This is a genomic window from Pseudomonas sp. R4-84 (genome assembly GCF_054130985.1).
This window is the reverse complement of the sequence record NZ_CP096390.1, coordinates 5,125,519-5,136,891: the sequence shown is the minus strand read 5'-3', so window position 1 is coordinate 5,136,891 and position 11,373 is coordinate 5,125,519. Positions and strand designations below refer to the sequence as shown.

The 11,373-nt window shown below is 59.8% G+C and carries 7 protein-coding genes; 3 read left to right on the top strand and 4 right to left on the bottom strand.

The window, feature by feature from the left end; genetic code table 11:
• The first annotated feature begins 32 nt into the window (after positions 1 to 32).
• On the top strand, positions 33 to 1,451 hold the full coding sequence (locus tag M1D68_RS23250; protein ID WP_003196992.1) for an FAD-dependent oxidoreductase: 1,419 nt from the start codon (positions 33 to 35) through the stop codon (positions 1,449 to 1,451).
• 267 nt (positions 1,452 to 1,718) lie between these two features.
• Positions 1,719 to 2,786: a uroporphyrinogen decarboxylase gene (gene hemE, locus M1D68_RS23245; RefSeq protein ID WP_434561064.1), complete on the top strand. Its 1,068-nt coding sequence runs from the start codon at positions 1,719 to 1,721 to the stop codon at positions 2,784 to 2,786.
• Positions 2,787 to 2,835: 49 nt separating this feature from the next.
• Here hemE and M1D68_RS23240 read toward each other — a convergent pair whose 3' ends face one another.
• Positions 2,836 to 4,107, bottom strand: a complete 1,272-nt coding sequence (locus M1D68_RS23240) for an MFS transporter (RefSeq protein ID WP_457970788.1) — start codon at positions 4,105 to 4,107, stop codon at positions 2,836 to 2,838.
• 138 nt (positions 4,108 to 4,245) lie between these two features.
• Between M1D68_RS23240 and M1D68_RS23235 the strand changes: the two genes are divergently transcribed.
• Complete coding sequence (locus M1D68_RS23235) at positions 4,246 to 5,148, top strand: LysR family transcriptional regulator (RefSeq protein WP_420767060.1); 903 nt, start codon at positions 4,246 to 4,248, stop codon at positions 5,146 to 5,148.
• Between the two features lie 50 nt (positions 5,149 to 5,198).
• Here M1D68_RS23235 and M1D68_RS23230 read toward each other — a convergent pair whose 3' ends face one another.
• From M1D68_RS23230 to M1D68_RS23220, 3 genes are all read right to left on the bottom strand, one after another.
• Positions 5,199 to 9,269: a dermonecrotic toxin domain-containing protein gene (locus tag M1D68_RS23230; RefSeq protein ID WP_457968508.1), complete on the bottom strand. Its 4,071-nt coding sequence runs from the start codon at positions 9,267 to 9,269 to the stop codon at positions 5,199 to 5,201.
• Positions 9,270 to 9,383: 114 nt separating this feature from the next.
• The gene (locus M1D68_RS23225; protein ID WP_457968506.1) at positions 9,384 to 10,364 is read right to left on the bottom strand and encodes an alpha/beta fold hydrolase; all 981 of its coding nucleotides are present in this window, start codon (positions 10,362 to 10,364) and stop codon (positions 9,384 to 9,386) included.
• A 543-nt stretch (positions 10,365 to 10,907) separates the two neighbouring features.
• A complete protein-coding gene (locus M1D68_RS23220) occupies positions 10,908 to 11,354 on the bottom strand; it encodes an excinuclease (RefSeq protein ID WP_434561056.1) in 447 nt (148 codons plus the stop codon).
• Between the last annotated feature and the right edge of the window lie 19 nt (positions 11,355 to 11,373).

Sequence of the window (11,373 nt, the reverse complement as noted above, 5' to 3'; positions counted from 1 at the left end):
ATGCGCCTGAAGAGTTTGATGAGGTTTTAACAATGGCTGAACGTCTGAATAACGACTTCCAGTTCATCGATGTCGGGCGCAAGGATCCGAAGAAGAAACTGTTGCGTCAACGCAAGAAAGAGTTCGTGGAAATCTACGAGCCTTTCAAACCCCAGCAGTCGGCCGACCAGGCCCACCGTTGCCTGGGTTGTGGTAACCCGTACTGCGAATGGAAGTGCCCGGTGCACAACTTCATTCCCAACTGGCTGAAGTTGGTGGCTGAGGGCAACATCCTCCAGGCCGCCGAGCTGTCCCACCAGACCAACACCCTGCCGGAAGTCTGCGGCCGGGTGTGCCCGCAGGATCGTCTGTGCGAAGGTGCCTGCACCCTCAACGACGGTTTCGGCGCGGTGACCATCGGTTCGGTGGAGAAGTACATCACCGATACCGCGTTTGCCATGGGCTGGCGCCCGGACATGTCCAAGGTCAAGCCGACCGGCAAGCGCGTGGCGATCATCGGCGCGGGCCCGGCGGGCCTTGGCTGTGCCGACGTGTTGGTACGTGGCGGCGTGACCCCGGTGGTGTTCGACAAAAACCCAGAAATTGGTGGCCTGCTGACCTTCGGCATCCCCGAGTTCAAGCTGGAAAAGACCGTGCTGAGCAATCGTCGCGAAGTCTTCACCGGCATGGGCATCGAATTCCGCCTGAACACCGAGGTGGGCAAGGACGTGACCATGGAGCAACTGCTCGAAGAGTACGATGCGGTCTTCATGGGCATGGGCACCTACACCTACATGAAGGGCGGTTTTGCCGGTGAGGACCTGCCGGGCGTCTACGACGCGCTGGACTTCCTGATCGCCAACGTCAACCGCAACCTGGGCTTTGAAAAGTCGCCGGAAGATTTCGTCGACATGAAGGGCAAGAAGGTCGTGGTGCTCGGCGGTGGCGACACGGCGATGGACTGCAACCGCACGTCGATTCGCCAGGGCGCCAAGTCGGTGACCTGCGCCTATCGTCGTGACGAAGCGAACATGCCAGGCTCGCGCAAAGAGGTGAAGAACGCCAAGGAAGAAGGCGTGAAGTTCCTCTACAACCGCCAGCCGATCGCCATTGTCGGTGAGGACAAGGTCGAAGGCGTGAAGGTGGTCGAGACCCGTCTCGGCGAGCCGGACGCCCGCGGTCGCCGCAGCCCCGAGCCGATCCCCGGTTCCGAAGAGATCATCCCGGCGGACGCCGTGGTCATCGCCTTCGGCTTCCGCCCGAGCCCGGCGCCATGGTTCGAGCAGTTCAGCATCCAGACCGACAGCCAGGGCCGCGTCGTTGCCCCGGAGCAGGGTCAGTACAAGCACCAGACCAGCAACCCGAAGATCTTCGCCGGCGGCGACATGGTCCGGGGTTCCGACCTGGTGGTGACGGCGATCTTCGAAGGCCGCAATGCGGCGGAAGGGATCCTGGATTACCTGCAAGTCTGAGCCGGGCCCAGACCTGAAATGGGGTAACCCTGTGGGAGCGAGCTTGCTCGCGATAGCGGTAGATCAGTCGCCAGATGCGTTGGCTGACATGCCGCCATCGCGAGCAAGTCGGGGCGCCGAATCGTCGCTCCCACAGTTGTTTGTGGTGTTTTGAAAGACTGCGTTGCACCGCGACAAATTGCCCCGATAGATAAAAGGCACGGCTCTTGCCGTGCCTTTTACGTCGCGCTCTGAGAAAATGCCCGCACTTTTTTTCCGGATGCCGACATGACTGCCCTGAAGAACGACCGCTTCCTTCGCGCCCTGCTCAAGCAACCCGTAGACGTCACCCCTGTGTGGATGATGCGTCAGGCCGGTCGCTATTTGCCGGAGTACCGCGCCAGCCGCGCCAAGGCCGGTGACTTCATGAGCCTGTGCATGAATCCGCAGTTCGCCTGCGAAGTCACGATGCAGCCGCTGGACCGCTACCCGCAACTGGACGCGGCGATCCTGTTTTCCGACATCCTCACCATCCCCGACGCCATGGGCCAAGGCCTGTACTTTGAAACCGGCGAAGGCCCGCGCTTCAAGAAAGTCGTCAGCACCCTGGCCGACATCGAGGCCCTGCCGATCCCCGATCCGCAGAAGGACCTGGGCTACGTCATGGACGCGGTCAGCACCATCCGCCGTGAACTCAACGGTCGCGTCCCGTTGATCGGCTTTTCGGGCAGCCCTTGGACGCTGGCGACGTACATGGTCGAAGGCGGCTCGTCGAAGGATTTCCGCAAGACCAAGGCGATGCTCTACGACAATCCGCAAGCCATGCATCTGCTGTTGGACAAGCTGGCGCAGTCGGTCACGTCGTACCTCAACGGCCAGATCATGGCCGGTGCCCAGGCGGTGCAGATCTTCGATACGTGGGGCGGCAACCTGTCGGCGGCGGCGTACCAGGAGTTCTCCCTGGCCTACATGCGCAAGATCGTCAGCGGCCTGATCCGCGAGCACGAAGGTCGCAAGGTCCCGGTGATCCTGTTCACCAAAAATGGTGGGCTGTGGTTGGAGAGTATCGCCGATGCCGGCGCCGATGCCTTGGGCCTGGACTGGACCTGCGACATCGGCAACGCCCGCCAGCGTGTCGGTCACAAGGTCGCGCTGCAAGGCAACATGGACCCGACCGTGCTGTATGCCAAGCCTGAAGCCATCCGTGCCGAAGTCGGACGCATCCTCGCCAGCTATGGCAAGGGCAGTGGCCATGTGTTCAATCTCGGCCACGGCATCACGCCGGAAGTCGACCCGGAACACGCCGGCGCTTTCCTGCGCGCGGTGCATGAGTTGTCGGGCCAATATCACGACTGATTTCAGCCCTGTCCTACCCGCCTGTCCGGCCCCTACCGGACGGGCTTTTTTATGTCTGGCTGTTTATGTGTTGCTCATTTCCCGGCAGCAGCGGCAGTTTCGCCAGTTTCACCGCCACTAACAATGCAATCACCAGCAACGTCCCGATGAACACGCCGACACCGTTCCAGCCTCCCAGGTGCCACGCCACGCCGCCCGCGGTGCCCGCGACGCTGGAGCCGGCGTAGTAGCTGAACAGATAAAGCGACGACGCCTGCCCCTTCGCCTTGAGGGCGCGACGGCCAATCCAGCTGCTGGCGACCGAGTGCGCCCCGAAGAAACCGAAGGTGAACACCAGCATGCCGATGATCACCAGCCATAGCGGTGTGAACAAGGTCAGGACGAGGCCCGCCAACATCAGGGCGATGGTCGCCCAGAGCATCTTGCGACGCCCGAGCTTGTCGGCCATGGCGCCCACCTTCGCCGAGCTGTAGATGCCGGAAAGGTACACCACTGAAAGCAGCCCGACGAATGCCTGGTCCAGGTGATAAGGCGCGGCCAGCAGGCGGTAGCCAATGTAGTTGAACAGCGTCACGAACGCGCCCATCAACACGAAGGCTTCAAGAAACAGCAGCGGCAGGCCGGCGTCGCGAAAGTGCATGATGAAACCGTCCAGCAGACTGCGTGGATGCAGCGACCGGGGGCGGAAATTGCGCGATTCAGGAAGAATCCGCCAAAACACCGCCGCCGCGATCAGGGCCAGGCCGCCGATTACCAGCATTGCGGTGTGCCAGCTGACGAAGTCGATCAACACGCCGGCGATCAGGCGCCCGCTCATGCCGCCAATCGCGTTGCCGGCGATATACAGCCCCATTGCCAGGCCGATGTGCTTGGGATGAATTTCTTCGCTCAGGTACGTCATCGCCACCGCGGCCAAGCCACTGAGCGACAACCCCACCAAGGCGCGCAGGACAAGGACGCCTTGCCAAGTGGGCATCATGGCACTGGCGATTGTGCAGAGCGCCGCGGCAAACAGCGCCGCCACCATGACCGATTTACGACCGATACGGTCGGAAATCGGGCCGGTGATCAACAGGCCGATGGCAAGCAGGCCGGTCGCCACCGACAGGATCAAGCTGCTCTGGGCGGCGTTGATTGAAAACTCCAGGGACAGCAGCGGCATCATCGGCTGCACGCAATACAGCAGGGCGAACGTCGCGAAGCCGCCACAGAACAAGGCGAGCACCGTACGCATGAACATCGGCGTGCCTTTTTCAATGAAGATGTCTTTGAGTTCGGCGCCGACGTTCTCCTCTGTGCGAGACGGGACTTCATGGGCCAGTGGAGCGGTAGCAGTTTTCACGGTGGACCTCGGGAGCACGACCAGGCAGGCGTTGAAAAAAGCATATAGCCGGCTAATGTTTCTATCCAATATATTATTCGACCTGTTTAAGACGTTTTGCGACCTATTGGATTGCCCATGGAATTGCGCCACCTGCGTTACTTCATCGCCGTTGCCGAAGAATTGCATTTCGGCCGCGCCGCGCTGGCCCTGGGCATCTCTCAACCGCCCTTGAGCCAGCAGATCCAGGCGCTGGAAGAAGAAATCGGCGCGCGGTTGTTCGAGCGCACCAATCGTCGGGTCGAACTGAGCGAGGCCGGGCGGCTGTTCCTGGAAGAAGCCAGACGCGTGCTGGCGCAGGTCGATAAGGCCGCCGACGTAGCGCGCCGTGCCCAATTGGGAGAATTGGGCGAGCTGAAAATCGGTTTCACGTCCTCGGCACCGTTCAATTCGACCATTCCCCAAGCGATCTTCAACTTTCGCCAACGCTTCCCGGCCGTCCACCTCAACCTGCGAGAGATGAGTAGCACCCAAGTTTCCGATGCGTTGGTGGATGAAACCATCGAGGTGGGCATCATGCGGCCGTTGCCGTTGCCCGATTCACTGGTGGAAATCGAGCTCAGCCGCGAGCCCTTGGTGGCCGTGCTTGGCGCCAAGCACCCACTTGCCCAGGGCAGCGACGAAGGCTTGTACCTGTCGGCGCTGGCCCACGAGCCTTTCGTATTTTTCCCACGAAGCTACGGCAGCGGTCTTTACGCCCAGCTATTGAATCTGGCCCGCGACGCCGGTTTCAGTCCGCACTTCGCCCAGGAAGCAGGGGAGGCCATGACCATCATCGGCCTGGTGGCGGCTGGCCTCGGGGTCTCGGTTTTGCCGGCGTCTTACCAACGCATGCGTATCGACGGCGTGGTCTATCGGCCGCTGCTAGACCCGGCGGCGGTTTCGGCGGTGTGGCTGGTTCAGCGCAAGGACCAGCGTTCGCCGATGGCCGCGGCGTTTGTGGCGTTGTTGACCGACGGAGCGGATTCACCCGGATCCTAGGCTCTGTACGCAATGTATCCGCCGTCCACGGGCTGACCTGGCGCTCTTGCTCAATCCCCCCAGACCGTAGCGTTTCGGGTCGCGTGATAGTCGTAAAAACCTTGGAGAGTCCAGGTATCGCCGTGACGTTCGAACGCGGCGCGCCATGCGCCTCTTCCTCCGCCAAAACCCAACTGGGCCATGTCGTACCAGTAATATCGGTTGATTTTTTTTGTGGTGATCCTGCCGGCACGGAGGTCATCCATGATCTCCATGACTTTCACCCTGGCGGTTCCCGGGAAATTGTCATATGACATCTGCGCCTCAGCCAATGGGCTGATCGTCACCGTGTACCTGGGAATAACGGTGGGAGCCTGCGGCGTGATAGCGGCTGGAGCAGAAGCGGAGGACTGTCCGGTGACCTTGTTGGAGGCGGCTTGGGTGACCAGCTCGATATCGAAAGGGCTGTAGTTTTCAAGGGTTCTGGTGAAATTGTTGATGTCTTCTTCAGTGGTGAAAAATGCGCTTCGCTGGGTCTTGCCTCGGTTGACGATAATGTAGGGGATCTTGAAATTCCTGATCTCGGTGAGTAACCCGGGTCTGTGTCGACGGGCCCTTTCTTTCCTGAATTCGTCGATGATCTTGGCCTGATACTCCGGCGAATCCAGGTACGCTTGCCTTGCGGCCGCCACAGCTGGCCCGTCCCCGGTAAACATCGTGTCCAACTTGGCGTCCATGGAGTTTTCCACGTACTTCACCGTGTCGGTAATATCCTTGGCTATCCTGTCGGCAGCCTCTTTTTTCTTTCCCGTTTTCGGGACGATCACAATGTATTTCGCACCCGTGACGTTGTCGGGCAATATCGTTGTGCTTACTTTGAGTTGATGGTCGAGCGTGAACTCATCCTTGTGCTTGACCAGCGTCTCATACAGCCGCATTTTTTGCGGCGGGGTGAGGGAAAAGTGTTTTCCTTTTTGAAGATTGTCATTCGTTCGCTCAACCAGTTCCCAAATACAGATTTTATTGGCCAGGTTCTTACGGTGAGCTTTATGCCTGGCAAAATTCTGTCGATTTACGGTTCTCATCAATGAGCGGTAAGTCTCGACGTCGGTCGCGCCAACGTCATCGATACTTTCCTTGAGTATGCGTTCGGCCAAGGTCTCAGGCATCGTGCGGACGACACGCTTCGTCATGTCGACGACTTCGCGAGGCAGGTCATGCCCGTTGGGCAGCACGCCCTCCACCAGTGCGTTGAAGGTTCGATCTTCGGCTCGCTCCGGATCCCGGCTGAAATACCCGCCTCCGCCGAGCAGACGCTGCCGCTCCTGCACGGTCCATTGGCCGTTTTCCCACGTCACTGCGCGCTGGTCCGTGCGGTTGCTCGGTGTGTAGATGACTTGTTCGCCGTTCTGGAAAGCCGTTTTGAAGTAATCCTTCCCGAGCTTCAGATAACCCTGTCCCTGCACATCCCTATAGAGGCTGCGCCCCTCGGGCAGCAGCCCCTTGCCATCGAAGCCTTTGAGCTGGAACGGCTTTAGCTGCGGGTCCGGCATGCGAGGCAGCGATGCCAAGGCCGGATGGGCCTTGCCCCGACGCCGTGTCGCGCGGGCCATGATCAAGTCTTGCCCGCCCTCGGCCAGCACCTCACCCAGCCCGCGGATGAAATCGCTCGTCCACTGGCCGACGCTGCCGTCTTCATCCTGTATCGCCGAGACGGCGGCACCGCCTGCCAGGGTCGGCAAGATCGCTCGTCCCAATATCCCACCCAAGCGGCCCACCGGAACCATGGACATAGCCCCGGTCAACAGGGCTACACCGTTGCGACGCCCTTCCCGAGCCGCTGCGCTGTCGCGTTCGGCGTTGCTCACTGTCAGGGTCCGTACCGTTTTGAGGACATGGGTTATCTGCGTTTCATGCAACGCCTTCAACAGGTCTCCCTCGACCACGGGCGAAGTGACTTTGAAGGCGAAATCGTTTCGAGTCCTGTCCCTTGTCCATTTGAAAACCGATTGCTTGACCTTTTTTATTTTCGCTTGGACGGTCAGGTCATCTTCTGCCGGCAACATGCCTGCGACCTGAGCGGCTTGCTCCGGCAACGGAAGATGGGAGATCAGCCAGCGGGTCATCTCCGGGGTGGCCGTGAGGGTCTGCGCCAACGCTGTTTGCAACGCCCGTCCGCTGCCTGATGCATCCACGTCCCTGAAGGTTTTTCCGTCCGGCGCACCCGGCGTATACAAGGTCAACGAAGGACGGCTGGCGAATGACTTCACTCCGAACGCAAGCAGGTCCTTCAACACGCTGTCGCCCCAATGCAATTGCCGGACGACCACTTCATGCCCGTTGACCTTGCCACGTTCCGCCGATCCAGGGCGGTCCAGTGCCGCCAGGACCAGCTTCAAGCCGGTGTTGTCCTTGTCGTGTCGCAGGTCTCCAGAGATATGGGCCGCCCACACCTGGGCCCGCATGTGCTTTGCTTTCACACCCATCCATTGAGTCTGTCGCTCCCGTGCCTTGCGTTGCAGCACAGCCGGAAGGCGCGCACCCACGTCGGCCCGCTCGATGACATCGACAATCTGTGCAAAGCTCAACGGGCCAACGACGGTGTGGTGGGCTGCCTGGCGCTCATCATCCGTCAGGTTGGACATCGCCCAGTCCGTCAGCAAGCGCGTGTCGTCCTGGAACGCTTTGGCACTGCCCATTGAGACCCCAGACCCGAACGGTGAATGGCCCGTCGGCGCGTGCGGATCGACTGTCTCTTTTCGGATACTCAAGGTTATGTCGTCAGGATCAGCCGCTGGGTACTTCGCTTTGATGAAGCCGGCCAGCAGCGTGCGAGCCTGGTCCCGAATGGCCTGCGCAGTGCCCATTGAAACCGGGTCCGGCGGCGCCGCCATATCGGTGAGGGTTTCTTGTAAGGCCTGCGTCGCCTGCCACCACGCCAGACGGTCGCTGCCGATGGTATGGGGGCTGGCGTGCAGCCAATGATGCAGGCTCTTGAGCTTCAGCCGAAACTCACGTTCGTCCAGGGCGCTTGCCAGATCCAATCGCATTCCAAGGTCCGCTGCGGCGTCCAGCCGATGCATCCAACCGGAGATGTTTTCCCCGTCGACAACATCGCTCGACAAGGCATCGCGGATGGCGGCTTTTTGCGTTGTCCGCACGTCCGTGACCAGACGCGTCAGGAAGTTGTGCTCCAACGGCACGAGTTCCACCTCATCTGCGGTGCTGTCGCCTATGAAGGAGATCTTCAGTTGCTTTGAATCTTCGTAGACCTCCAACGGCCTACCGGGACGGTACAGCACGGCACCGCCCCAATCCACGTCCGCGTCATGTCGCGACAGGACAGCGGCGCTGGTTACCGGAACGGACAATCCCCAATCATTGAAAGCGGCGATCAGGCTGTACACCCCGGGCCTGGTACCCTCCGCCAGCTGGTTACGAGACGCCGCGTCCGGCGCCGACAGCGAATCCATTATCGCCTTATGCATCGGCGGGCTCAGCGTTTTGTCATGCAGATGAAGGTTCGCCAGTGCCGTGAGTTGCGCAGCGAGTTCGTTCGCCAACCAGTCACTGACGTTTCGTCCCTGGCTGAACGCGGCCGGCGTATCCCAGAAGTCATCCAGCGCTGTCATGAGCAGCTGTTCATAAGCGACTGGCGTGGTACCGAGCAGTCGCTGGAATTGTTTTTTCGCCGCGGGACTGTTCAGGGCGGTGGGCACTCGCTTGGAGCCGTCCATTTCCACGACTATTTCAAGGCTGTCCAGATCAGCAAAGCTATCTCTGATATCTACCTGGCCGGCAATGGCGCGCCAGAAAAAATGTTCAAGGCCGGCAACATCTTCTTTTTTTTGTCTGGAGCTCTGCCCGTTGGGTTCACGCTCCGATTGAGAGAGCCGGGCCTTCTGCGATGTGCGCACGAAAAGCTGATCGACCGTCACATCGCCCGCGACGGTGGGGATGGTTCGCTTGAACCAATATTCCAAGTGTTGCCTGGTGACCCGGCAAGGACGTGGCGCGGCCTTGCTCAGGTTTATCATTTGCCGCTGCGAGGCGCTGACCTGGCGTGTCGATTCGGCACTGGGATCGCTGGCGCCATTGCCCTGTGGGATGTTGGGCTGGGGCGGTGAGTCGTTATCCAACATGGGCTCTTCCTGGGAAAGTTTCGGAAGAGGCAAGCTATTGGAGAACGCCGACGCAGGAGCGGTAAATAAATACCGCACGATGGGAGGGGCGACGGTGCAGTCGTCAGCTTCGGGTTACGAATTTCGGGGATGTGGATATTCCTTGTAATGCAGGAATGCCAGAATTGCGTCGCGAGTAGCTTGCGGTTGCTCTTCAAGGAGCCAGTGCCCGGTATTTTTCAATATCAGCGAGTGTGGTTGCGCGGCAATGCAAGCGGCCTGCTCGGTCAGCGTCCGCCCCCGGGAATGATCGCCGCCGATGGTGAGTACCGGACCCGTCAGCTTGTTCCTGGAAAACTCCAGGTTGTCCTTGGCGTCGTGTTCCACCCAGGCTGAGTAAAGTTTGAATGCGGCCTCCATTCGGCCAGGCCGGGCGTAGTCCGTTACCAGGGCCTGGCGCACTTCATCCGGCACTTTGTCGTTGCCTTCGAAGACAAAGTCATCGAAGAACGTGTCCAGGTAGGTTCTTTCCTGCCCCTTGATCAAGGTGATAGCTGTTTTGCCAAAAAACCGGAAATGCCATTTGCTCGCGATGCCGGTTGACGGGTCGCCGTTGTAGGCACTTTCCCAGCCGGGAATACCGGGAAGGAATCCGTCCATCAATATCAGGTGCTTGGTGTCATCTGGATAAAGCGCGGCGTAGGCGTAGGCAATGATCAACCCCATATCGTGGCCAATGATATCGACTTGCTTGAGCTTCAGATGCATCACCAATTCGTGCAGGTCATGGGCCAGGTTTTTCTTGTCATACCCAGCGCTGGAAATATCCGTTTCACCCGCGCCGCGATAGTCAGGAACGATGGGGGTAAAACCCGCCCGCACCAACGGCCCGATCAACGGCTCCCAGTTGCGCCAACTGCCCGGAAACCCATGCACCAGCAGGACCGGCTGCTCACCATCGCCGCAGATCACATAGTGCAGGCATATTCCATTCACATGTGCGTAAGCGTGCGTCAGCTTCACATCGTCAACCACCACGTTCTGTTCCCCGGCCGTGGTTGCGCTGTGGGGTGAGGAAGACGTGGAGACGACGCCTGACCAGGTTATCGTGTCCATCAATTTCTTATCCATCGGCGGGCCGTAGTTGTTAGAGATCAACATACGAGTGGTGGCTCGGAGGGCGAACAGCCGGCCGAACGTTGACCTAAAACATCCTTGGGGTTGAGGAATGTTTTTCGTGTTTAGAATCTGGAACCGCTTTGAAGCTTTTGGATACTGTCAGAGTTGACAGGTCCGACGGGCGGTGAATTCATGGCGAGATTTGGATTTTTGGCTGGTGGTCGGGAACGTGACCCTAGCGCGAGGTTCAAGGGTTTTGTTGTGGGAAGTTTCGGAAATTATGTACTCCGGTTTCTGAACTTCGGCAGGCCCGGTGCGAATGTGTCGGAGAAGGAGTTTGAAAGGGGGGCCAGTTAGTCTGCTGGGGGCCGCTGCGCAGCCCAGCGGGAGCAAGCTCCCTCGCCACAAGGGCGCGTCTGGGTAGAGGCCTGTGGGAGCGAGCTTGCTCGCGATGACGTCAGTAGATCCGGCATCACCGGTACTGATTCACCGCTAGCTCGCTGCCACAGTGGATTTAGCTATGTAAGCCCCAAATCCTGACTACTGCACCTTCGCCAGATCCCCTTTCAACGCTACCCCGGCCATGATTGCCCCAGCGTGGCATTCATAGGTCGTGGGGTCCTTGCGCTCGTTGCGCTTGTAGAAGCTGACGATGTTGGTGACGGCGTTGGCGCCGGCGTTTTTCGCGGCCTCGTGCAGGCTGATCAGGGCTGATTGCAGTACCCATTCGCAGGCCGCTTCGTCGGACTTGTTGAACGCGTTGGTTTTCTTGTTGGTGACCGCTCCCGGGCTGACCACGGAGACGTTGCCGGCCGGTTTGTGGCCGGCCAGGTAGAACTTCACGCTGCCGTCGATTTTGCCGGTGCGGATGGCTTCGGCGACCACTTTGTCGAATGGCAGGTACAACGCGGTATCACGGGCCTGGCTGAGGCTTGGCAAGGCGCCGAGCAACAGGGCGGCGGTTACAGCGATTTTCTTCAACGGCATCATGGTCTCCTTGACCAGA

What these genes read in the sequence shown, in the direction of transcription:
- M1D68_RS23225 (WP_457968506.1), bottom strand. Translation starts at nt 10,364, where the DNA reads ATGGACACGATAACCTGGTCAGGCGTCGTCTCCACGTCTTCCTCACCC.
- M1D68_RS23235 (WP_420767060.1), top strand. Translation starts at nt 4,246, where the DNA reads ATGGAATTGCGCCACCTGCGTTACTTCATCGCCGTTGCCGAAGAATTG.
- M1D68_RS23230 (WP_457968508.1), bottom strand. Translation starts at nt 9,269, where the DNA reads ATGTTGGATAACGACTCACCGCCCCAGCCCAACATCCCACAGGGCAAT.
- M1D68_RS23220 (WP_434561056.1), bottom strand. Translation starts at nt 11,354, where the DNA reads ATGCCGTTGAAGAAAATCGCTGTAACCGCCGCCCTGTTGCTCGGCGCC.
- hemE (WP_434561064.1), top strand. Translation starts at nt 1,719, where the DNA reads ATGACTGCCCTGAAGAACGACCGCTTCCTTCGCGCCCTGCTCAAGCAA.
- M1D68_RS23250 (WP_003196992.1), top strand. Translation starts at nt 33, where the DNA reads ATGGCTGAACGTCTGAATAACGACTTCCAGTTCATCGATGTCGGGCGC.